Annotated in this window: 21 protein-coding genes; 10 read left to right on the top strand and 11 right to left on the bottom strand. The window is 66.7% G+C overall.

The features are described from left to right. The first annotated feature begins 84 nt into the window (after window positions 1–84). Complete coding sequence (locus tag V7S63_RS01875) at window positions 85–1,218, top strand: glycosyltransferase (RefSeq protein ID WP_336529022.1); 1,134 nt, start codon at window positions 85–87, stop codon at window positions 1,216–1,218. 7 nt (window positions 1,219–1,225) lie between these two features. Here the strand turns inward: V7S63_RS01875 and V7S63_RS01880 are convergent, their stop codons facing one another. Beyond that, window positions 1,226–1,426, bottom strand: coding sequence for a hypothetical protein (locus V7S63_RS01880; protein ID WP_091829211.1), 201 nt, complete (start codon window positions 1,424–1,426; stop codon window positions 1,226–1,228). A gap of 302 nt (window positions 1,427–1,728) precedes the next feature. On the opposite strand from V7S63_RS01880, the gene parE reads away from it, so the two are divergent. Further along, on the top strand, window positions 1,729–3,792 hold the full coding sequence (gene parE / locus V7S63_RS01885) for a DNA topoisomerase IV subunit B (protein ID WP_100960270.1): 2,064 nt from the start codon (window positions 1,729–1,731) through the stop codon (window positions 3,790–3,792). 165 nt (window positions 3,793–3,957) lie between these two features. Next, window positions 3,958–4,872, top strand: a complete 915-nt coding sequence (locus tag V7S63_RS01890; RefSeq protein WP_336529023.1) for a LysR family transcriptional regulator — start codon at window positions 3,958–3,960, stop codon at window positions 4,870–4,872. A gap of 19 nt (window positions 4,873–4,891) precedes the next feature. Here V7S63_RS01890 and V7S63_RS01895 read toward each other — a convergent pair whose 3' ends face one another. Then, on the bottom strand, window positions 4,892–6,037 hold the full coding sequence (locus V7S63_RS01895) for a peptidoglycan-binding domain-containing protein (protein WP_336529024.1): 1,146 nt from the start codon (window positions 6,035–6,037) through the stop codon (window positions 4,892–4,894). 170 nt (window positions 6,038–6,207) lie between these two features. On the opposite strand from V7S63_RS01895, the gene V7S63_RS01900 reads away from it, so the two are divergent. Continuing rightward, window positions 6,208–6,468, top strand: coding sequence for a hypothetical protein (locus tag V7S63_RS01900; RefSeq protein ID WP_100960264.1), 261 nt, complete (start codon window positions 6,208–6,210; stop codon window positions 6,466–6,468). Between the two features lie 3 nt (window positions 6,469–6,471). Here the strand turns inward: V7S63_RS01900 and V7S63_RS01905 are convergent, their stop codons facing one another. After that, window positions 6,472–7,188 carry an alpha/beta fold hydrolase gene (locus tag V7S63_RS01905; protein ID WP_336529025.1) on the bottom strand — a complete coding sequence of 239 codons (717 nt, stop codon included), beginning with the start codon at window positions 7,186–7,188 and terminating at the stop codon, window positions 6,472–6,474. 153 nt (window positions 7,189–7,341) lie between these two features. Between V7S63_RS01905 and V7S63_RS01910 the strand changes: the two genes are divergently transcribed. After that, entirely contained in the window at window positions 7,342–8,814 is a 1,473-nt protein-coding gene (locus V7S63_RS01910; RefSeq protein WP_336529026.1) for a DEAD/DEAH box helicase, read from the top strand. Window positions 8,815–8,913: 99 nt separating this feature from the next. After that, window positions 8,914–9,972 (top strand): GGDEF domain-containing protein, encoded by a 1,059-nt coding sequence (locus tag V7S63_RS01915; RefSeq protein ID WP_091829222.1) that lies wholly within the window; start codon window positions 8,914–8,916, stop codon window positions 9,970–9,972. Here V7S63_RS01915 and V7S63_RS01920 read toward each other — a convergent pair. Together V7S63_RS01920 and V7S63_RS01925 are read right to left on the bottom strand one after the other, a co-directional pair. Further along, the gene (locus V7S63_RS01920) at window positions 9,932–10,306 is read right to left on the bottom strand and encodes a TfoX/Sxy family protein (RefSeq protein ID WP_336529027.1); all 375 of its coding nucleotides are present in this window, start codon (window positions 10,304–10,306) and stop codon (window positions 9,932–9,934) included. The genes V7S63_RS01915 and V7S63_RS01920 overlap by 41 nt on opposite strands. Before the next feature lie 6 nt (window positions 10,307–10,312). Further along, window positions 10,313–10,708 (bottom strand): HesB/IscA family protein, encoded by a 396-nt coding sequence (locus V7S63_RS01925; RefSeq protein WP_336529028.1) that lies wholly within the window; start codon window positions 10,706–10,708, stop codon window positions 10,313–10,315. 184 nt (window positions 10,709–10,892) lie between these two features. Between V7S63_RS01925 and V7S63_RS01930 the strand changes: the two genes are divergently transcribed. Then, complete coding sequence (locus V7S63_RS01930) at window positions 10,893–11,963, top strand: malate/lactate/ureidoglycolate dehydrogenase (protein WP_336529029.1); 1,071 nt, start codon at window positions 10,893–10,895, stop codon at window positions 11,961–11,963. Between the two features lie 6 nt (window positions 11,964–11,969). On the opposite strand, the gene V7S63_RS01935 is transcribed toward V7S63_RS01930, so the two are convergent. Both V7S63_RS01935 and V7S63_RS01940 read right to left on the bottom strand, forming a co-directional pair. Further along, entirely contained in the window at window positions 11,970–12,371 is a 402-nt protein-coding gene (locus V7S63_RS01935; RefSeq protein WP_336529030.1) for a GFA family protein, read from the bottom strand. 70 nt (window positions 12,372–12,441) lie between these two features. Continuing rightward, window positions 12,442–13,950 (bottom strand): winged helix-turn-helix domain-containing tetratricopeptide repeat protein, encoded by a 1,509-nt coding sequence (locus V7S63_RS01940; RefSeq protein ID WP_336529031.1) that lies wholly within the window; start codon window positions 13,948–13,950, stop codon window positions 12,442–12,444. Window positions 13,951–14,085: 135 nt separating this feature from the next. Between V7S63_RS01940 and V7S63_RS01945 the strand changes: the two genes are divergently transcribed. Beyond that, window positions 14,086–14,283: a DUF1127 domain-containing protein gene (locus V7S63_RS01945; RefSeq protein ID WP_336529032.1), complete on the top strand. Its 198-nt coding sequence runs from the start codon at window positions 14,086–14,088 to the stop codon at window positions 14,281–14,283. An 87-nt stretch (window positions 14,284–14,370) separates the two neighbouring features. Beyond that, window positions 14,371–14,730 carry an MmcQ/YjbR family DNA-binding protein gene (locus V7S63_RS01950; protein WP_336529033.1) on the top strand — a complete coding sequence of 120 codons (360 nt, stop codon included), beginning with the start codon at window positions 14,371–14,373 and terminating at the stop codon, window positions 14,728–14,730. A gap of 121 nt (window positions 14,731–14,851) precedes the next feature. Here the strand turns inward: V7S63_RS01950 and V7S63_RS01955 are convergent, their stop codons facing one another. The 4 genes from V7S63_RS01955 to V7S63_RS01970 all read right to left on the bottom strand — a co-directional run bounded on the left by V7S63_RS01955 (window position 14,852) and on the right by V7S63_RS01970 (window position 18,588). Beyond that, window positions 14,852–15,739, bottom strand: coding sequence for a PhzF family phenazine biosynthesis protein (locus V7S63_RS01955; protein WP_336529034.1), 888 nt, complete (start codon window positions 15,737–15,739; stop codon window positions 14,852–14,854). A gap of 156 nt (window positions 15,740–15,895) precedes the next feature. Then, window positions 15,896–17,410 (bottom strand): Asp-tRNA(Asn)/Glu-tRNA(Gln) amidotransferase subunit GatA, encoded by a 1,515-nt coding sequence (gene gatA, locus V7S63_RS01960; protein ID WP_336529035.1) that lies wholly within the window; start codon window positions 17,408–17,410, stop codon window positions 15,896–15,898. A gap of 61 nt (window positions 17,411–17,471) precedes the next feature. Next, a complete protein-coding gene (gatC, locus tag V7S63_RS01965; protein ID WP_091829244.1) occupies window positions 17,472–17,759 on the bottom strand; it encodes an Asp-tRNA(Asn)/Glu-tRNA(Gln) amidotransferase subunit GatC in 288 nt (95 codons plus the stop codon). Window positions 17,760–17,889: 130 nt separating this feature from the next. Beyond that, window positions 17,890–18,588, bottom strand: a complete 699-nt coding sequence (locus tag V7S63_RS01970; RefSeq protein ID WP_336529036.1) for a metal-dependent hydrolase — start codon at window positions 18,586–18,588, stop codon at window positions 17,890–17,892. A 90-nt stretch (window positions 18,589–18,678) separates the two neighbouring features. Here V7S63_RS01970 and ade point away from each other — a divergent pair, with 90 nt between their 5' ends. After that, window positions 18,679–20,379, top strand: coding sequence for an adenine deaminase (ade, locus tag V7S63_RS01975; RefSeq protein WP_336529037.1), 1,701 nt, complete (start codon window positions 18,679–18,681; stop codon window positions 20,377–20,379). Window positions 20,380–20,527: the final 148 nt, after the last annotated feature.

Raw genomic sequence — 20,527 nt, forward strand, 5'->3', positions numbered from 1 at the left:
CCTTGTGCTGGGGGCGGCGCTCAACCGAAGCTTAGCAAAGCGGTGCGAAGGTGGGCCACCCGCCCATGCTGTAGATTGCCGCCGATGCCCGCTGCCCCCGCCCCCTCCGTCGTCATCTTCGGCTCGGCCAAGCCCGTCACCTGCGCGGTGATGGACTACGCCTATCGGCTCGCCGGCGCCGTCAATGCGCTGCGCCCGGGCCTCGTCGCGATCCGGACGATCGAGCCGGAACGTCCGGCCGCCTTCATCGGCGCCATCGCCGAGGAACTGCGCCGCGACCGCGTCGTGCATTTCCAGATGCCGATTGAGGGCTGGGGCAACAGCGTCGTGCCGGGCTCGGCGCTGATGGCGGCGCGGTTGATGACCCGCAAGGGCCGCATCGCCATCACCCTGCACGAATGGGCCTCGCTCAATCGCCTGCGCTATCTCTCGATGGTACCGGACATCCTCGCCTGCGACGGCTTCGTCCTCGTCTCGCCGCAGCAGCGCGAGGGCTTCGTGACGACGCCATTGGTCGGCTCGGCGAAGAAGCAGGCGGCGCCGGTCATCCCGATCGGCCCCAACATCATGCCGGCCCGGATCGATCCCGAGCGGGTCGCGGCTGAACGAGTGAAGCTGCGCGGCAGCGGCGCAAGCGAAGCCGATGTCGTGATCGGCTATTTCGGCGTGCTCTATGCCAGCAAGCGGCCCGATGTCCTCCTGCGCACGACGCAGGCGCTGCACCAGCGCGGCGTCAAGGCGCGCCTGCTGATCTGCGGCGATTTCCTCTGGGACAAACCTGGAGATCGCGAAGCCTTCCTTGCGCTCGCGAGCGAACTCGGCGTCTCCGACTGGCTCGATTTCCGCGGCCGGATCGACGACGAAAGCGAGCTGATGGCGACGCTCTCGGCCGCCGATGTCTTCCTGCTGCCTTTCACCGACGGGATCAGCACGCGGCGCGGCAGCTTCCAGGCGGTCAGCCAGCTCGCGATCCCGCTGGTCTCGACCGAACCGGAGCGGCAGGACGAGTTCGCGCTTGCGCCCGCGCTGAAGGCGAAGATCGACAATCCGGCGACGGTGCTTTGCTCGACAGACGCCACGCCCGAGCGCTTCGCCGAGGCGATCCTCGCCGCCCAGGTCCGCAAGGCGGAGGCGATCGGCGTCGATCTCGCCAAGTTATGGAGTGAGGCCGCCCTCGCCCATATCAGCTTCTATGACGGCTTGAAGGCTCCTGCCTGAAATACGCTCAGCGCAGCGCGACGATCGCCAGACCGATCAGCGCGACGATGGCGGCGCCCCACCAGAGCCGCCGCAGCTGCGCGCTCTCGGCATCGTGCCGAGTCTCTACGCTGGAGAGTTCCTCGTAAGCGAAGGCCTCGCCGGCAAAACGCGCGGCCCGCTCGAGGCCGGCAATACGGATCTTGGGTACAGCGGAACGCGACGCCACGAGACCTTCCCCCCCTCTGGCCAGCTTAGCCGAATGTGCTGTCGGAGCCAGTCCCGATTTGCATCGCGATGATGAAACCGGGGCCCTTAATGGCTGCTGAACCGACAAGTGCCGGCCAAGGTTCCATGGCCGACCGTGTCATCCTTGAATGACGGTTCGGCGACGGTCTCGCTGATCCTGACTTTCGGCGGCGATCCGATCGGTTTATTGCGGGAGAGCGGCGGGTTATAGGGGCTCCGGCAGGCGGTCGGCAGGCCGATGCGCTATCCTGCGATCTGAGCGAATCAGCGAGTGCGGTGACGATGACGGACGATCTCTTCGGCGAAGATGGCGGCAAGGAGATGCGCGAGGAATCGCGTGCGCCCGCCCCTGCGCCGAAGCCGGCCGCGCGCCCTGCTCCGCCCCCGCGCAGCGGCACGCCCTCCGAGGCCGGCTACGACGCGTCCGCGATCGAGGTGCTCGAGGGTCTGGAGCCGGTGCGGCGCCGGCCGGGCATGTATATCGGCGGCACCGATGAGCGGGCGCTGCATCACCTCTTCGCCGAGGTGATCGACAATGCCATGGACGAGGCGGTCGCCGGCCATGCCAGCTTCATCGATGTCGAGCTCTTCGCCGACGGCTCGCTCGCGGTCACCGACAATGGCCGCGGCATGCCGATCGACCCGCATCCGAAATTTCCGGACAAGTCGGCGCTCGAAGTCATCATGACGATCCTGCACGCCGGCGGAAAGTTCGACTCCAAGGTCTACGAGACCTCGGGCGGTCTCCACGGCGTCGGCGTATCCGTCGTCAATGCGCTCTCCGATCTGGTCGAGGTGGAGGTGGCGCGCGGCCAGATGCTCTATCGCCAGAGCTTCTCGCGCGGCATCCCGCTGGGGCCGCTGGAGACCGTCGGCCGGGCGCCGAACCGCCGCGGCACCCGCGTTCGCTTCCATCCGGACGCGCAGATCTTCGGCGAAGGCGCGCATTTCGTCCCGGCGCGGCTGTTCCGCATGGCCCGCTCCAAGGCCTATCTCTTCGGCGGCGTCGAGATCCGCTGGCGCTGCGCGCCGTCGCGCTTGCAGCCGGAAGGCGATGTCGCGGCCGAGGCGGTGTTCAAGTTCCCAGGCGGCTTGCGCGACTATCTCGCCCGCGAGATCGAGGGCAAGGACCTCGTCGCCGAGCCGATCTTCTCGGGCAAGATCACCAAGGAAGGCGGCCACGGCTCGCTCGAATGGGCGGTGGCATGGCTCGCGACCGGTGAGGACGGCTTCTCCTCTTCCTACTGCAACACCATCCCGACGCCGGAGGGCGGCACGCATGAATCCGGCCTGCGCATCGCGCTGCTGCGCGGCCTGCGCGACCATGCCGAGCGCATCGGCCAGTCAAAGCGCATGGCACAGGTCACCGCCGACGACGTGATGGCGACCTGCGCCGCCATGCTCTCGGTCTTCATTCGCGAGCCGGAATTCCAGGGCCAGACCAAGGACAAGCTGGCGACGCTTGAAGCGGCCCGCATCGTCGAGAACGCGATCCGCGATGCTTTCGACCATTGGCTCGCCGCCTCGCCGCAACAGGCGCTGAGGCTGCTCGACTGGTCGGTCGACCGGGCCGAGGAGCGCCAGCGCCGCCGCCTCGAGAAGGAGGTCTCGCGCAAGACCGCGACACGCAAGCTGAGATTGCCCGGCAAACTCGCCGATTGCAGCAATGCCGGCGCCGCAGGCTCCGAGCTGTTCATCGTCGAGGGCGATTCCGCCGGAGGCTCGGCCAAACAGGCGCGCAATCGCGCCAATCAGGCGATCCTGCCCCTGCGCGGCAAGATCCTCAACGTCGCCAATGCGACCCGCGAGAAGCTCAACGCCAACCAGCAGCTTGCCGACCTGATCCTGGCGCTGGGCTGCGGCATCGGCAGCCAGTTCCGCGAGGACGATCTGCGTTACGAGAAGGTCATCGTGATGACCGACGCCGATGTCGACGGCGCCCATATCGCCTCGCTGCTGGTCACGTTCTTCTGGCGCCAGATGCCGCGCCTGATCGAGAAGGGGCATCTCTACTTGTCCGTGCCGCCGCTCTATCGGCTGCGTCACGGCACCAAGTCCGTCTATGCCCGGGACGAGGCCCATAAGGACGAGTTGATCGAGACTGTCTTCAAGGGCAAGAAGCCGGAGATCGGCCGCTTCAAGGGCCTGGGCGAGATGATGCCGGCCGAGCTCAAGGAGACCACGATGGACCCAAGCAAGCGCTCCTTGCTCAAGGTCATGGTCGACCATGAGGCTAAGGAAGAGACCTCGGACACGGTCGAGCGGCTGATGGGCAACAAGCCCGAGGCGCGTTTCCTCTTCATCCAGGAGCGGGCCGCCTTCGCCGGCGAGTTGATCGACCTGTGAGGCGAAGCCTGGCCGGCTCGCGCGCCGGGCTCCCCGGCAAGCCCGCCGGGCTGTCTTGCAACCGACATGCGCGCACTTTGCGCGCATGCCGACCGACCTGCACGATGCCGATCATGATCCCGCCCAGCGCCACGAGTCCGCGCCCTCTTTCCGGCCCTTGAGCGAATGGGCGAGCCTCCTGCCTCTCCATCTCGACGCGATGCCCTGGCTTCGGCCCAGACCTCGCTCTGGGCCGATCTTGAAATCTTCCACGCCATCGCGGCCACGGGCGGCCTCGCTCTGGCAGCGTCTGCGCTCGGACTGAGCGAGACGACGGTTGCGCGGCGCCTCAAAGCGTTCGAGGCGCGTCTCGGCCTGCCCCTGTTCAAGCGCGGCGCCAACCGTCTGATCCCGACGCAGATCGGCCTCTCGCTCGCCGACGATGCGGCAGCGGCGGCCGAGGCCGTCGCGCGCTTCGCGACACGAGCGAACGCCGCCCGCGCCCGCGATGACGCTCCCGTCCGCATCACGGCGACGACCTCGATCAGCCTGTTCCTGACCCAGCACGCCGCCCGGCTCTCGGCAGCCGCGGGCGGCATCGAGATCGTCATCATCAGTACCCGCGAGCGGCTCGATCTGGCACGCGGCGAGGCCGAGATCGCGATCCGCATGCGCAAACCGCCAGGTGACGCCGGCTATTTCGGCCAGAAGGTCGGCAGGCTGGCGCAGGCCTTCTACGTCCACCGCGATGTCGATCCTTCGACCGCACCGGTGATCTCGGTCAGTCGGGACGTCTCCTCACGCATCGAGCAGCACATCCTCGCCTGGGCCGCCGGACGGCCGATCGCCGCGCGCGTCGGCGATTCGGCCGCGCGCTATGAGAGCATCCGCTCATCCGGTGCGGTCTCGATGGCGCCATGCTTCCTGGCGGATGGCGATGCGGGGCTGATCCGGCTGGAGGAACCGCCCGAGGCGACCGCCGACGAGATCTTCCTGGTCTCGCACGAGAGCAGCAGGCAGCGGCCGGCTGTGCTGGCCGCGCTCGACGCCTTGCGTGCACTGTTCCGCGAGCATCGTGGCAGGCTGGAAGGCAAGCGCTGACGGCGCACCGCGTTTTTCGTCACGATGTCTGGATGCCCAGATAGAGGCAGTAGAACGGCATCGTCCAGTTGTGCATGTAGTCGTATTCGCCGTCGGTCTTCAGGCGAAAATTCGCCCATTCATTGCGCCAGCGGCCGACCGGCAGGAAATCCGAGCCGGGCAGCGGCGGCCCCTGCGAGGTCACTCCGCTGCGAAACAGCCGCTTCTTGCCCTTGGAATTCGCCGGCCGAGTCTGCGGTACGGGATCGATGGCGTAGCTGGCGGCAATGTCGAACTGCTTCTCGGCATGTGAGACGAACAGGTTGTGATCGCTGATGCCGCTCGAAAAGGTCATTGTCTCCAGAGTGTCGAACGAGAAGGCGCCGTTAGTCAGGTCGCTCATCTCGGTCAGCACCTGCCGCAGGAAGGCAGCGTCCCTGGCGAAGGGCCCGAGCTCGCCGCCAGCCGCGCCGGAGCGGACGATCTGCATATAGCCGAGATTGCGCTTCTGGGCCGCAAGCGTCTGGGCGCCCCAGCGATTGACGACATGATTCAGCAGCACATAGTCGATCAGCGGCTTCGACAGCGGATTGGTCCAGTTCAGCGCCGCGAGCCTGGCCCGCGTCTTCGGCCCCTGCCCGCCGAAGCCGTGGCTGATGCAGATCAGCAGGCGATCAGGCTTGACCTGCGCCGGCAGCAGCAGGATCACCGCGCGCTCGATCCCGTCCTTGTTGCGGGCGGCGAAGATCGCGAGCCGCCCGGTCGTCAGCGGCATGATCTGGAAGTCGAGCGGCGGGCCGCCCGCTCCCTGCTTGTAGGTCGCGGTCTGGATCACGGCGATCGGCGGGATGACCTGAGTGATGAGGCCGTTCGCCGATGGAAAGGAGCCGAGGATCTCGTCGGTGACTAGCCTCACCGCCGACGGCTTCTTGGGAACCGGCATGGGCGGCGGAACCGGCAAAATATTGTTGAGGTTCTTGAGCAGGTTCTCGAGCAATTGCACCGTCAGCGGGCCGACGACGCCATCCTTCTCGAGCTGATTGTTGCCCTGGAATTCCAGTACCCGGCCGTGGGTCCGCGTGCCGAAGATGCCGTCGACGACGAGCTTGACCAGCCGCGTCGGCAGCATGTTGAGCTGGTTCTGCAGCAAGCGGACCGGCTCACCCCGTGCCCCCAGTTTCAGCATCCGACGCCCCTCTAACGGTGACGACCACTGACTGTCCTAGCGTAAGCCGTTTATTCGCGCCTAGCGATGGCGAACTGAGCCAGAGACGCTTCGCTAACCAAGTTTTTACAGCCGCTGCCGCATGCTCTGTCTATCGGCGATCCCAGCCATTTGCTTTCCGGAGTTCTGCGATGCAGCTCGTCATCGCCTTCCTGCGCAACACGCGCGGCACCATGGTCGCCGATGTCGCCAAGGCCGGCGCGGCGATCGCCTTCCTTTCCGTCATCGCCGCCAATTTCGTCTCGAACCACACCGCACAGCTCGATCGTGACGCGATGCGCGAGGTCGCCCAGGCCGCGGCGAAGGGGCAGGCGATCGACCCGCTTGTCACCGGCTCGCTCGCCAAGCGCGCCAATGAGACGAAACTCGACCCCTGCGTGGTCCCGCGCTGAGCCCTAAGCGAGCCAGTCGCGCAAAGCCGCCGTGACGATCTCCGGCGCCTCCAGCGTCGAGAGATGGCCGCAGCCCGGTATTTCCAGATAACGCGCCTTCGTCCCGATTCCGCCGGCGATTTCGCGCGCCTCGTCGGGCGGCGTGATCGCGTCCTCCGCGCCGACCACGACCAGCGTCGGGACGGATATCGTACGCAGCACCGGCCGGGCGTCCGACCTGCCCATGATGGCGCGCTGCTGGCGGATGAAACCTGATGGCCCGACGGCCTCGGCCATCGCCCGCACCTCCAGCCGCAATGTCTCGTCGGCCAGCCGGTCGGGCGCGACCAGCTTCTGCCAGAGCAAGGTCACGACATTGTCGAAGGCGCCCTTCTCCGCCAGCGCGATCATCTGTTCGCGTGGCGCATTGGTTTCGGGTGTCGGCGGCTTGGCGGTGGTGTCGAGCAAAGCGAGCCGCGTCACCCGCTCCGGCGCACGACGCACCACCTCGAAGGCGACATAGCCGCCCATAGACAATCCGCACAGCGCAAAGCGCTCCGGCGCCGTAGCCAGCAAACGCTCGACCATGGCGGCGATCGTATCGTCGGTTGTGTTGTCAGCGACAAGGATCTGCCGCCCCGGCGCCAGGGCTGGCCATTGCGGAGCATAGAGTGCAGGCGTGCAATTCAGTCCCGGAATCAGGACGAGTGGTTCTGGAATCGTTGTCTGCATCGCAGCCATTCTTCATCAAGCTCGCTAGAATGTTGACTTTGCCCTGTTTTTTCTGCATTGCACGGGCGTCCGAAGGCGCGCAACCCAGCAAAGTCGCGCCACCGTTGCGGTCGATCGGTCATCCCGCCACGTGTCACCGACCCTTGAGAAGCGCAGCCATCGATGTCTTTTGCCGAACTCGGCCTGAGCGATAAGGTTCTAACCGCGGTCACCACCGCCGGCTACACGACGCCTACCCCCATCCAGGCCCAGGCCATTCCCCACGTGCTCGCCCGCAAGGACGTGCTCGGCATCGCCCAGACAGGCACCGGCAAGACCGCGGCCTTCACCCTGCCGATGCTGACCATCCTGGAAAACGGCCGCGCCCGTGCCCGCATGCCGCGCACGCTCATCCTGGAGCCGACGCGCGAGCTCGCAGCGCAGGTCGAGGAGAATTTCACTCGCTACGGCGTCAACCAGAAGCTTTCGGTGGCACTGCTGATCGGCGGCGTCTCCTTCGGCGACCAGGATGCCAAGATCACGCGCGGCGTCGACGTGCTGATCGCGACGCCGGGCCGCCTGCTCGACCATGTCGAGCGCGGCAAGCTGCTCCTGACCGGCGTCGAGCTGCTTGTCATCGACGAAGCCGACCGCATGCTCGACATGGGCTTCATTCCGGACATCGAGCGGGTCTGCAAGCTTGTTCCCTTCACGCGGCAGACCCTGTTCTTCACCGCGACGATGCCGCCGGAGATCACCCGGATCAGCGAGCAGTTCCTGCACAATCCAGTGCGGATCGAGGTGTCCCGGCCTGCGACCGCCGCGACCACGATCACGCAGCGCCTGATCGCCTCCAACAGCCAGGATTTCGAGAAGCGCGAGACCCTGCGCAAGCTGATCAAGGACGCCAAGGACCTGCAGAACGCGATCGTGTTCTGCAACCGCAAGCGCGATGTAGCAACGCTGCACAAGTCCCTCCAGAAGCATGGTTTCCCGGCTGTGGCGCTGCATGGCGACATGGACCAGTACGCCCGCATGGCGGCGCTCGAGTCCTTCCGCACGGGCGAGAACCCCATCCTGGTCGCGAGCGATGTCGCGGCGCGCGGCCTCGATATTCCCGCCGTCAGCCACGTCTTCAATTTCGATGTGCCGACCCATGCCGAGGACTATGTCCACCGCATCGGCCGCACCGGCCGCGCCGGCCGCGAGGGCGCCTCCTTCACCATCGTCACCCGCCATGACGACAAGCTCCTCGCCGCGATCGAGAAGCTGACCGGCCAGAGCATCGAATGGGCCGGGCCGGGCCTCGATAGCCTGCCGGCAGCCGAGCCGCGCGAAGAGCGCCGCGGCCGCCGTGGTGACGACCGAAAAGGCGGCCGCCCTGCACGCGGCGGACGCGATGGCAAGCCGTCGCGCAGCGAGCCAAGGAGCGAGCACGCTCGATCCGAAAGCCGCCCCGAGCGGGCCGAGGTGGAGGCTGTGCGCGGCAACGAGGCACCACGCGCGCCACGCCGCGAGGAAGCCTCCGGCAACGGTGCGCCGCACGGCAATCGCGGCCGTTCACCGCGTCGCGACGACCTCGACGACGGCCCCAAGGTCAAAGGCCTCGGCGACCACGTCCCTGCCTTCCTGCTGCGCCCTGTCCGCGTCGGCTAAAATACGTATCCTGGCAACCTTGCTTTAACTTCGCCTGTCCTAGGGTCAGGCGCGTGGCGGGCGCGGAAGAATTTCGCGCTCGGCAGGGGACAGGATGTCATGACCAACAGCAGCTCAGGCTCGCCGCAGGCTCACGACCTCGCCGAGCAGGTCGTCGCAGCGATGCGACAGCATTACTCCCCTGGGTATCCGCGCGCTTTCGAGGTCTGGTACGCTCATCTCAGCGGCGAGATGCCGGCGCTCAGCATGGCGATGCAGGCTGTGATCGCCGCCAGCAATGGCGAAGTCGGCGCTGCCGACATCGACACGCTCTACGAGAAGTTCGTCAGCACCGACCGCCTGTCGCGACAGGCGGAGCGTACCAGCCTGCAGGTGCTCGCCGAGATCGAGAGCATGATGGCGCTGGTCGATAGGGCGCTCAGCTCCAGCGAGCAGTATCATGGCCGGCTCTGCGCCATGTCGGAGGAAGTGCCTCCATCAGCTGACCGGCAGAAGCTGCGCGAATGGGTCGAGGCGCTCGTCCTGTCGACCCGCGAGGAGGTCGCCCGCAAGACCCAGCTCGAAGGCCAGCTGCGCGAGAGCGCTCATGAGATCCGCAATCTGCGCGAGGCGCTGGAATCGACACGGGCGGAGGCGCTGACCGACCCCCTCACCGGTCTCGCCAATCGCCGCCATTTCGAGGAGATGCTGCAGAAGGCGATCGATCAGGCGACGCTGCGACGCGAGCCCTTCGCGCTGGTCATGGCCGATATCGACTTCTTCAAGCACTTCAACGACATGCACGGCCATCTGACGGGCGACCAAGTGCTGCGTCTGGTCGCCAGGACGATGAAGGACAAGTTCAAGGACAAGGCGATCATCACCCGCTTCGGCGGCGAGGAGTTCGCCATCATCCTGCCCGAAGCCGATGTCGTTGCCGGCAAGTTCGGCGCCGAGACGGTGCGCCAAGCGCTGCTGACCCGCGAACTGGTCAAGCGCTCGACCAATGAGAGCCTCGGGCGGATCACCATCTCGCTCGGCGTATCGATGTACCGACGCGGTGATACGGCGAGCTCAATCGTCGAGCGGGCTGACAATGCACTGCTGCAGGCCAAGCGCGACGGCCGCAACCGCACCGTCACTGAGGACGCGGTCCAGGACGCCGCGAAGGTCGCCTGAGCGGCCTGATACCCTTATTGAGGGCTGCCTCGCGCGCTGCGGCAAGCGCGAGCTCAGTGAAATGGCGCAGCGCATCTTCGTCGTCGAAAGCCGCAGCCGGCAGGCGCCAATAGCCGGTTTCGCGCTCATGGCTTCGTGCGGCATAGCGGAACGACTCGCTGCCGGCCGCCCTGAATTCCGGCCGCGTCGCTTCCGTCGTCTTAAGGAAAATCTCGCCATCGAAGGCGAGCGCGAACATCACCTCGCCGGTATAGACGCCGAGCCCGCCGAACATGCGGCGCGTACGAACCGCGACCACCGGCGCGAACAGTTCCGCAACGGCGGCGGCATCCATCGCTGGCTACTGGGCCGCCAGCACCGTCTCCGAACGCGGCTTGATCTCGACCGATTCGCCACAGCCGCAGGCCGAAACCTGGTTCGGGTTGTTGAAGACGAAGGTCGAGGAAAAACGGTCGGTCTTGAAGTCGAGCTCGGTGCCGAGCAGGAACAGCACCGCCTTGGCGTCGACGACCACGGTCGCGTCCTTCTCGGTCACGACCTCGTCGCCCTTCCCGGCCGCGTGCGCGACCTCGAAGGTGTATTCCATGCCGGCGCAGCCGCCCTTCTTGACGCCGACGCGTAGGCCGAGCGCCGGCGCATCCGGATTGTCGCGCGCCGACTGCGCCATGATCTCGCGAATGCGCCGAGCAGCAGCATCGGTCAGCGAGACCACCTTAAGGCCGGGTATCGAAAACATATCCTCGTCCCTCCTCGACCGGATTCAAGGTCCGGTGAAAGCAGGATTGCTGACAGCAACATAAGGATTGGTGAGCGCAACGTCGAGATGCACCGGCCGGGACGGCGCCATTTGCTTGCGTCCATTGCATGGAGCGCACGCCCGTGCACTCTGGCCCCACCATCGCAGCATCCGACAGACAGCCATGACATCCTATCGCCTGCACCGGCCCGAGGCGCTCCGTGCCCTCACCCGCGCCATGATCACCGCCGCCGGCTGGAGCGAGGACGAGGCGAAGGAGACGGCCGAGCATCTGGTGCTGGCCAATCTCAGCGGCCATGACAGCCACGGCGTCGGCATGCTGCCGCTCTATTTCAACTCGCTTGCCGACGGCAATCTGAAGCCGGAGGCCAAGCCGGCCGTCCGCAGCGAGCTCGGCTCCTTCCTGATCGTCGACGGCAATATCGCGCTCGGCCAGCCGACCGCGCGCAACGCCGTCGACCGCGCCATCACGATCGCCCGGACTGGCGGCGTCGCCGTGCTCAATCTGCTCGATTCCCACCATATCGGCCGCATCGGCCACTATTCCGAGGTCGCGGCGGCTGCCGGGCTGATCTCGGTGTTCTGGGTCAATGTCGCCGGGCGTCCGCCGATCGTCGCGCCTTTCGCTGCCAAGCAGGCGCGCTTCGGCACCAATCCGATCTCCATCGGCCTGCCGGTGCCGGCCGGCGAGCCGTTGATCCTCGATTTCGCCACCAGTCGCATGGCGCATGGCAAGGCCCGCGTCGCCTTCAACAAGGGCGTCAACGTGCCCGAGGGCTATATCATCGATGGCGAGGGCCGGCCGACCGTCGAGCCTCGCCACGTCTTCGCGCAGCCGGACCTGCCATTGGGGGCGCTGCTGCCCTTCGGCGACCACAAGGGCGCCGGCCTGTCCCTGATCGCCGAATTGCTCTCGGCCGGGCTGATGGGAGCGGCGCGCATCGACCAGAAGCCGCATAAAACCTGGATCATCAATTCGCTGTTCGGCGTCCTGATCGATCCGGCGCGGCTCGAGCCGGATGCGGACCTGCGTCGGCAGCGGATCGAGAGCTATCTGAAATTCGTCCGCGCTGCCGCGCCGCAGGATTCCTCGCAGCCCGTGCTGGCGCCGGGCGACAAGGAACGCGCGATGCGGATCGAGCGCGAGCGCGACGGCATTCCGCTCGACGACGAGACCTGGTCGCAGATCGTCGCCGCCGCCAAGGCTCATGGCGTCGACGCCGAAAGGTTCTGATCGCGCTCAGCCGTCAGGCTTCTCGCGATCACGCGTGTGCTGCTCGGCGCCCTTCTGGTGTGCCAGCCAGGGCTCGCGGCGGATCGTCCAGAGCTCATAGGCCGGGACGAGCGCGCTCGGTGGGCTGTCCAATGTACCGAGCTTGACCTCGATCTCGTCGGTCCCCTCCGCCCAGCAGAACAGCGGCGAGCCGCAGGCGGGACAGAAGCGCTCGCCGCCGGCGCGGGCCTGCCAGCAGCCGAGTTCGCCGGACAGGGTCGCGCTCGCCCGCGGCCAGATGCCGAAATAGGAGAACGCCGAGCCGGAGCTTTTCCGGCAGGTCTCGCAATGGCAGATGCCGACGCGAATGGGCTCGCCGTCGAGCTCGTAGCGTACCTGTCCGCAATTGCAGCCGCCGGAGAGTTTCATCCTCGCCTCGCATTCGGGTCTTCGCCATCGGCCGCGACAGGGCAACGACATATGAGCCGGTCGGGTTCCATCATTCCGGCAGGCCGGCCTTGCGGAAGCCGTCGACGAAGCGCTCGCGCAGGGCAGCGTCGCGGAAGGGTTCCATCGTCACCCAGTGGCCGATCCTGAAATCCGGATTGGCGACCAGGAACAGTTCGGCCTCCGCCCTCGCCTCTTCGAGATGGCCGAGCTGGGCAAGGCTCGCGGCCAGGAAGCGGCGCGAGCTCGTCCGGTGGGTCTCGTCCCGGCGCAGTGCTTCTACAGCCGCTTGATACTCGCCGGCGGCGTAGAGCGCCTGGCCGAGCGGCAGATAGTACCAGCTCGCCGGAAACGGGTTCAGCCGGAAGGCCTTGCGGATCTGTTCGAGGCCTTCCTCGACCCGCCCGGCCAGCACCGAGATATCGGAGAGCGCTGCCCATGCATCGGCTTCGTTCGGATCGAGCTCGATCGCCCGGGCGAATTCCGCATCCGCCGCGGCGAAGTCGCGCTCATAGGCGAGCAGATAGGCGAGCGTCCAACGGCAGCCGGCATCGTCCTGATCGAGCGCTACGGCCTTGCGCGCCAGGTCAAGGGCGGTGCCGCGAGAGGCTTCGCTCGGCCCGCCGGAGTGCACCCAGCCCATCCAGTGGTTCAAGGCAAGCCAGCGATAGGCCTCGGCATAGTCCGGATCGAGCGAGATCGCGCGTGTCAGCAGGAGGTGCGCTTCCTGCGCGGCCTGCGGCGTGTCGTCCATCAATCGGCGCGCCCGCACGCAGAGTTCATAGGCCTCGAGGCTCTTCGGCCGCTGGCGCGGCAGCGGGGTTCGCAGACGCCCGAGTAGGGCCTCGACGATCCTGGCCGTGACCTCGTCCTGGACGGCGAAGATGTCGCCCAGCTCGCGGTCGAAGCGCTCGGCCCAGAGATGATCGCCGGTCAGCGAATCGACGAGCTGGGCGTTGATGCGAACCCTCCCGGCAGCGTGCCTGACGCTTCCTTCCAGCAGGTAGCGCACGCCGAGTTCCTCGGCGATCTCGCGCACCTCCCTCGCCTTGCCCTTGTAGGCGAAGGCCGAATTGCGGGCGATGACGAAGAGCTCCGGGATCCTCGACAGGTCGGTGATCAGGTCCTCGGTCAGTCCGTCCGCAAAGCTTTCCTGCCCGGGATCGTTGCTGACATTGACGAAGGGCAGCACGACGATCGACGGCTTGCTCGGCAGCGGCAAGGGCTCTCGCCTCGCACTTCCCAGTTGTTCGACCACTCCGGCGAAGCGGTAGCCGACACGCGGTACCGTGACGATCCAATCACCACCATTTGCGGGCTCGCCGAGCAGCTTACGCAGTTGTGCGATCTGGACGGTGAGATTGCCCTCCTCGACGGCCATGCCCGGCCAGGCGGCCTCCAGTAGCTCGGCCTTGCTCAGGACACCGCCGGGCCGTCCGACGAGGGCCGCGAGCAGCTTCAGGCCACGATAGCTGGCGCTGACGGGAATATCGTTCTCGAGAAGCGTTCCCGTGCCCGAATCGAGCACGAAAGGGCCGAAGGCGAAGCGCGATCCCTGCATGGGCTGAATCCATAGCCCGTTTGGAAGTTTTTGGAACTCTTCGGGCGGGCTTAAGGACCAGGCTGACCGCATCAAGCAGAACGAAACCTCCCTTCACTCCGGGTGCCGTGCGCCCCCGAACCATGGGAGGTTTCCATGCACGATGGTCCCGTTCTCGCACCCAGTTCACCTCCGGCTGCCCCACAAGGCCTGCTGGCAATCTGGCGCGAACGCATTCGCGCGCGCTGGACGCTGGCGCAGATGGCGCAGGAGAATCCGCACCTGCTCAAAGATATCGGCCTGACGAAACAGCAGGTCGAGACCGAGTTCGCCAAGCGCTTCTGGCAACGCTAGCGGATCGTGTCGCCGGCTCCGGACACCCGCCGGCTGCGATTAGGATATCAAGCGATCCGACCCAGCGACTCGCGATAGCAGGACGACATGACACTCGCCGAATACAACGCCTTCTGCGCCGCCCTGCCCGCGACCAGCCATGTCGTGCAATGGGGCGGGGCCGATGTCTGGAAGGTTGGCGGCAAGGTGTTCGCGCTCGGCCGCGACGATGCCGAGGGCACACTGCTCGTTTCGTTCAAATGCTCGCCGATGGCCTATGAGATGCTGCGCGACGCGCCGGGCTGCCGCCCGGCGCCCTATCTCGCCCCGCGCGGAATGAAGTGGATCCAGCGCTTCTCCGACGAAGGCCTGCCGGACGACGCGTTTCGCGACTATCTGCGCGAGAGCCACCGGCTGGTCGCGGCTGGGCTGACAAGGAAGGTTCGCGCGGAGTTGGGGCTCGGCTAACAACCGCGTCATTCTCGGGCGGAGCGAAGCGCAGACCCGAGAATCTCGTGACGAGAAGGCGTAAACAGGACCTCCGCCGGCCTGAGATGCTCGGGTCGAGCCCGAGCATGACGAGCAATCTTTAGACCGTCGCTTCACCCCGCAGCACCGGCACGCAGCCGCCGCCCACCGTCGCGCGGATCTCGCTGCCGACCCGCCGCGCCGTGACCTGCAGCAGACTCGGCCGCCCCATCTCGACGCCCTGTGCGATCTCGAAGGCGATGTTGCCCTTGTCGGACAGCGAGAGGGTCAGGGCGGCGAGTGTCGCGCTGGCGCTACCGGTCGCCGGATCTTCCCAGGTGCCCGATAGCGGCGCGAACATGCGGGCGCGCGCCCTCTCGCCATCCCAGGCGTAGAAGAAGATGGACAGGCGCCCCTCCAGGGCCGGATTGGCGGCCGACAGCCGGCGATAGGCCGCGATGTCCGGTGTCGCCCGCGTCAGCGCCTCCGGCGTGAGCTCGGCAAAGAAGAACTTGACGCCGACCGAGGCCTGCTGCGGCGGATGACGGCCAGTGAGGACATCCTGCGGGCTGAGCCCGGCGCAGGCGGCGATCGCATCAGCCGGCAGCTGTATACCAAGCGAAAGCGCCTGCGGCGCGGCGATAGTCGCGCCCGTCACCAGCCCGCCGGCATCGCGCGCCACCCGGACCTCGACGAGGCCGGCTATCTCCTCGAACAGCAGGATGCCGTCGCGGTCGCGGCCATGGCCTGCAAGCACGCAGGCCGTGCCGACATTGGGATGGCCGGCGAAAGGCATCTCGGCGGTACGGTGGAAGATGCGGACGCGCGCCGTGTTGGCCGGATCGCTCGGCGGCAGCACGAAGGTCGTCTCGCTGTAGTTCATCTCTGCCGCCAGCGCCTGCATCTCGGCATCGGACAGGCCGCGCGCATCGGTGAAGACGGCGAGCTGGTTTCCGCCGAAGCGGGTGTTGGTGAAGACGTCTACAGTCTCGAACGGATAGGACGGCATGGCGGTCTCCGGCAGCCTGGTCAGGCGCGGAGAGTGCCACCCGGTGTCGCGTCCGAGAAATCAGGATTCGGAATGCGATCGATCACGCGCTGACGGGCTTTGATCCAGCCGCACCGGATTCGCCCGAAAAGTGTATTCCACTTTCCGGTCCGGTGCTTAGGCCCACCAGCGCTCGCCGACCGGGAAGCGGCCGGCCGCTTCCTCGATGACCTGGCCGAGCGAGAACAGCGTCTCCTCGTCAAAGGGGCGGCCGATCAGCTGCAGCCCGAGCGGCAGGCCCTGGCTGTCGAGCCCGGCAGGCACGGCGATGCCCGGCAGGCCGGCCATGTTCACCGTCACCGTGAAGACGTCGTTGAGATACATCTCGACCGGGTCGGACGAGCCCTTCTCGCCGATGCCGAAGGCGGAGGACGGCGTCGCCGGCGTCAGCACCGCGTCGATGCCCTGCTCGTAGACAGCTTCGAAATCGCGCTTGATCAGCGTGCGCACCTTCTGGGCGCGCAGGTAATAGGCGTCGTAATAGCCCGAGGACAGCACATAGGTGCCGATCATGATGCGACGCCTGACCTCGGCGCCGAAACCGGCGGCACGGGTCTTCTCGTACATCTCGACGATGTCGCGGCCCTGCTCGCGCAGGCCGTAGCGGACACCGTCATAGCGGGCGAGGTTGGACGAGGCTTCCGCCGGCGCGACGATGTAATAGGCCGGCAGTGCGTATTTGGAGTGCGGCAGCGAAACCTCGACGATCTCGGCCCCGGCAGCCCTCAGCCAGTCGATGCCCTGCTGCCAGAGCGCGTCGATCTCGGGGTTGAGACCTTCCAGGCGATACTCCCGAGGGATGCCGATCTTCATGCCCTTGATCGAGCGGCCGACAGCCGCCTCGTAATCTGGCACCGCCCTGTCGACCGAGGTCGTATCCTTCGGGTCGTGCCCGGCCATGGAACGCAGCATCACCGCGGTGTCGCGCACGGTCTTGCCGATCGGCCCGGCCTGATCGAGCGAGGAGGCGAAGGCGACGATGCCCCAGCGCGAGCAGCGGCCATAGGTCGGCTTGATGCCGACCGTGCCGGTGAAGGCGGCCGGCTGGCGGATAGAACCGCCGGTGTCGGTCGCGGTCGCGGCGAGGCAGAGATGCGCGGCAACAGCCGCGGCCGAGCCGCCAGAAGACCCGCCGGGCACCAAGTGGTTGCCCTCGATCGCGCCGGCAGCCCCTGCCCCGACATTGGAACCCTGCCGACGCCAGGGGTTGACCACCGGCCCGAAAGCCGAGGTCTCGTTCGACGAGCCCATGGCGAACTCGTCATTGTTGAGCTTGCCGAGCATGACGGCACCGTCGCGCCAGAGCTGCGACGAGACGGTCGATTCATAAGGCGGCACGAAGTTGCCGAGGATGCGCGAGCAGGCGGTGGTACGCACGCCCTTGGTCGCGAACAGGTCCTTGATGCCGAGCGGCAGGCCTTCGAGCGGGCCGGCCTCGCCTCTGGCGAGCTTCTCGTCGGAGGCGGCGGCCTGCTTCAGCGCATGCTCGGGCGTCTCCAGCACATAGGCGTTGAGCGCGCGCGCCTGCTCGACGGCGGCGATATGCGCCTTGGCGAGTTCGGTGGCGGAGAACTGCTTGGCCTTAAGCCCGTCTCGAGCGTCGGTCAGGGTCAGGCGGGTGAGATCGGTCACGGGAAATATCCGTAAAACGTATAGGAACGGGCGATGAGGGTGAACGGTGCGCGTCAGGCGCTCACTCGATCACCTTCGGCACCATGAAGTAGTCGTCCTCGGAAGCCGGCGCGTTGGCGACGATATCGGCGGCGATCTCGCCATCGGTCACGACGTCCTGGCGCTTCTTCATCACCATTGGCGTGACCGAGGTCATCGGCTCGACACCTGTGACGTCGAGCTCGTTGAGCTGATCGACGAAGCCGAGGATGGCGTTGAGCTCGCCTTGCAGCTTCGGCACATCCGCATCATCGACGGCGATGCGCGAGAGATGCGCGACGCGTTTGACGGTGGCGGCGTCGACCGACATGGGCTGGCTCCTGCTGGGATCGGCGCAACGGCGCCGGACATGGTTCGCCAGCGCTATAGCGCGCGGACCGCCAGTAAGTCAGCACTTACTTGCGGTCCACCGGCTGCGGCTGCTCACAATGGCTGCGGCGTCAGACCGTGACCGCCTTGCCCTTCTCCGGCACCAGCGCCTCGATGCCGCTGCCCTTCAGCCCCTCGACGAAGACTGCTGCATCCTGGGCGATGATCGGGAAGGAGCCGTAGTGGCAGGGGATGGCGAGCTTGGGCTTGACGAAGCGGGTCATCGCCAGCGCCGCGGTCCTGGCGCCCATGGTGAAGCGATCTCCGATCGGACAGATGCAGGCCTCGACGCCGTGGATCTCGGCGAGGAGGGCCATGTCCGAGAAGATGTCGGTGTCGCCCATGTGCCAGAGCGTCTTCTCGCCAGGCGTCTTGATGATCGCGCCATTGGCGTTGCCAACCGGGACGGCCACCCCCGCTTCGCCCATGCCTGCCGAATGATCGGCGCGGACCAGGGTCACCGAGAAAGCGCCGAGATCGACAGTGCCGCCTGTGTTCATCGGCTGGAACGTCTTCAGCCCCTTCGAGGCGAGGTGCATGCAGAGGTCGTAATTGGTGATCACCGTGGCGTCGTTCGCGGCAGCGATGGCGAGCGTGTCGCCGACATGGTCGCCATGGCCGTGGGTGATGACGATATGGCTGACGCCCTTGCCGGCCGCTGCGACATCGCCCTCGAAAGCCGGATTGCCGGTGAAGAACGGATCGATCAGGACCGAGGCGCCGGGCAGGTCGAGCCGAAACGCCGAATGGCCGAACCAGGTGAGCTGCATGATGGTCTCCGCGAAAAGGCGACTGGACAGCGCCTGTCTAGGCCGGCGAGATGGCATAGCCAAGCCGGCCCAAACCCGGAGCTCACGCCTATGACCGACGCAGCCACCCTCGCCCGCCGGATCGCGCAAGGACGGGGCGACGAGCCGGCCGATCTCGTCATTCGCGGCGCGCGGCTGTTCGACCTCGTGACGGGCGACCTCTCCCCGACCGACATCGCGCTCTGCGGCGACACGATCGTCGGCACCCATGGCCGCTACGAGGGCAAGGCGAGCTTCGATGCCTCCGGCCTGATCGCCGTGCCCGGCTTCATCGACACGCATCTCCATGTCGAATCCTCGCTGGTGACGCCGCTCGAATTCGAGCGCTGCGTCCTGCCGCACGGCGTCACCACCGCGATCTGCGACCCGCACGAGATCTCCAATGTGCTCGGCGCCGAGGGCATCCGCTATTTCCTCGCATGCGCGCAGGCGATGCGGATGGATCTACGTGTCCAGCTCTCGAGCTGCGTGCCGGCGACGCATCTGGAGACGGCGGGCGCTGCGCTGGAAGCGGCCGATCTTACCCCGTTCATCGATCATCCCAAGGTGATCGGCCTCGCCGAGTTCATGAACTTCCCCGGCGTCCTCCATCGCGATCCCGTCTGCCTCGCCAAGCTGGAAGCCTTCTCACACCGGCATATCGACGGCCATGCGCCGCTGGTGCGCGGGCTCGACCTCAACGGCTATCTCTCCGCCGGCATCCGCACCGACCACGAGACCACGACCGCCGAGGAAGCGCGCGAAAAGCTCGGCAAGGGCATGGCCATCCTGATCCGCGAGGGCTCGGTCTCGAAGGACCTGCATGCGCTGATCCCGCTGATCACGCGCGACGCTTCGCCCTTCCTCGCCTTCTGCACCGACGACCGCAATCCGCTGGACATCGCCGAGGAAGGCCATCTCGACTACATGATCCGCACCGCGATCGCGCATGGCGCCGACATCCTCGCGACCTATCGCACCGCGAGCCTGTCGGCGGCACGGAACTTCGGCCTGTTCGATCGTGGCTTCATCGGCCCCGGCAAGCGCGCCGACATCGTGCTGGTCGACGATCTCGCGGCCTGTCGCGTCAGGCGGGTCTTCGCCGGCGGCAGGCTGGTCGAGGACGCCCTGTTCTCCGACAGGGCAACGGTTCCACCCGTCGGCCTCGCCAGCGTCCGCAGCCGCAGGCTCGCGCCGGAGGATTTCGCGGTGAAGGCGCGCGATGGCGAGACGCCTGTGATCGGCGTCGTTCCCGGCCGCATCATCACCGAGCGCCTTTCGATGCGCCTGCCGATGCAGGACGGCCTCGCCTTGCCCGATCTCGACCAGGATGCCGTCAAGGTCACGGTGATCGAGCGCCATGGCCGCAATGGCGGCATCGCCTCAGGCTTCGTCCATGGCTTCGGCATGAAGCACGGCGCCATCGCCTCGTCGGTGGGCCATGACAGCCACAATCTCTGCGTCGTCGGCGTCGACGCGGCCTCGATGGCGGCGGCGGCCAACCGGCTTATCGAGACCGGCGGCGGCTTCGCGGTGGCCGATGGCGGCAAGGTCGTTGCCGAGCTGGCGTTGCCCGTCGCCGGGTTGATGAGCGACCAGCCTTTCGAGAGGGTGCGGCATGGGCTGGAAGGCCTGCGCGCGGCTGCGAAGGCGCTCGGCGTCGTGCTGGCCGAACCCTTCCTGCAGGTCGCCTTCCTGACCCTGCCGGTGATCCCGCATCTCAAGATCACCGACAAAGGCCTTGTCGATGTTGATCGATTCGATTTCGTGTGAGCGAGAGACTGGGGTCTTGCCGGGGCTTTGCGCAGGAAAGAGTCCGGAATCCATGAACACCGGAGGCTTCTGAAGAGGCGCGTCGAGTGCCGCTGCCTTCTGGAAGCGACCTGTGTTCATGAGTTCCGGGCTCAGCCCTTCGGCCTGC

Origin of the sequence: Allobosea sp. CCNWLY174 (assembly GCF_037120455.1) — a bacterium.
GTDB classification, from domain to species: domain Bacteria; phylum Pseudomonadota; class Alphaproteobacteria; order Rhizobiales; family Beijerinckiaceae; genus Allobosea; species Allobosea lupini.

Excerpts from the sequence above, each read along its gene's own strand:
- V7S63_RS01875 (WP_336529022.1), top strand. The coding sequence starts at position 85 with ATGCCCGCTGCCCCCGCCCCCTCCGTCGTCATCTTCGGCTCGGCCAAG.
- parE (WP_100960270.1), top strand. The coding sequence starts at position 1,729 with ATGACGGACGATCTCTTCGGCGAAGATGGCGGCAAGGAGATGCGCGAG.
- V7S63_RS01890 (WP_336529023.1), top strand. The coding sequence starts at position 3,958 with ATGGGCGAGCCTCCTGCCTCTCCATCTCGACGCGATGCCCTGGCTTCG.
- V7S63_RS01895 (WP_336529024.1), bottom strand. The coding sequence starts at position 6,037 with ATGCTGAAACTGGGGGCACGGGGTGAGCCGGTCCGCTTGCTGCAGAAC.
- V7S63_RS01900 (WP_100960264.1), top strand. The coding sequence starts at position 6,208 with ATGCAGCTCGTCATCGCCTTCCTGCGCAACACGCGCGGCACCATGGTC.
- V7S63_RS01905 (WP_336529025.1), bottom strand. The coding sequence starts at position 7,188 with ATGGCTGCGATGCAGACAACGATTCCAGAACCACTCGTCCTGATTCCG.
- V7S63_RS01910 (WP_336529026.1), top strand. The coding sequence starts at position 7,342 with ATGTCTTTTGCCGAACTCGGCCTGAGCGATAAGGTTCTAACCGCGGTC.
- V7S63_RS01915 (WP_091829222.1), top strand. The coding sequence starts at position 8,914 with ATGACCAACAGCAGCTCAGGCTCGCCGCAGGCTCACGACCTCGCCGAG.
- V7S63_RS01920 (WP_336529027.1), bottom strand. The coding sequence starts at position 10,306 with ATGGATGCCGCCGCCGTTGCGGAACTGTTCGCGCCGGTGGTCGCGGTT.
- V7S63_RS01925 (WP_336529028.1), bottom strand. The coding sequence starts at position 10,708 with ATGTTTTCGATACCCGGCCTTAAGGTGGTCTCGCTGACCGATGCTGCT.
- V7S63_RS01930 (WP_336529029.1), top strand. The coding sequence starts at position 10,893 with ATGACATCCTATCGCCTGCACCGGCCCGAGGCGCTCCGTGCCCTCACC.
- V7S63_RS01935 (WP_336529030.1), bottom strand. The coding sequence starts at position 12,371 with ATGAAACTCTCCGGCGGCTGCAATTGCGGACAGGTACGCTACGAGCTC.
- V7S63_RS01940 (WP_336529031.1), bottom strand. The coding sequence starts at position 13,950 with ATGCAGGGATCGCGCTTCGCCTTCGGCCCTTTCGTGCTCGATTCGGGC.
- V7S63_RS01945 (WP_336529032.1), top strand. The coding sequence starts at position 14,086 with ATGCACGATGGTCCCGTTCTCGCACCCAGTTCACCTCCGGCTGCCCCA.
- V7S63_RS01950 (WP_336529033.1), top strand. The coding sequence starts at position 14,371 with ATGACACTCGCCGAATACAACGCCTTCTGCGCCGCCCTGCCCGCGACC.
- V7S63_RS01955 (WP_336529034.1), bottom strand. The coding sequence starts at position 15,739 with ATGCCGTCCTATCCGTTCGAGACTGTAGACGTCTTCACCAACACCCGC.
- gatC (WP_091829244.1), bottom strand. The coding sequence starts at position 17,759 with ATGTCGGTCGACGCCGCCACCGTCAAACGCGTCGCGCATCTCTCGCGC.
- V7S63_RS01970 (WP_336529036.1), bottom strand. The coding sequence starts at position 18,588 with ATGCAGCTCACCTGGTTCGGCCATTCGGCGTTTCGGCTCGACCTGCCC.
- ade (WP_336529037.1), top strand. The coding sequence starts at position 18,679 with ATGACCGACGCAGCCACCCTCGCCCGCCGGATCGCGCAAGGACGGGGC.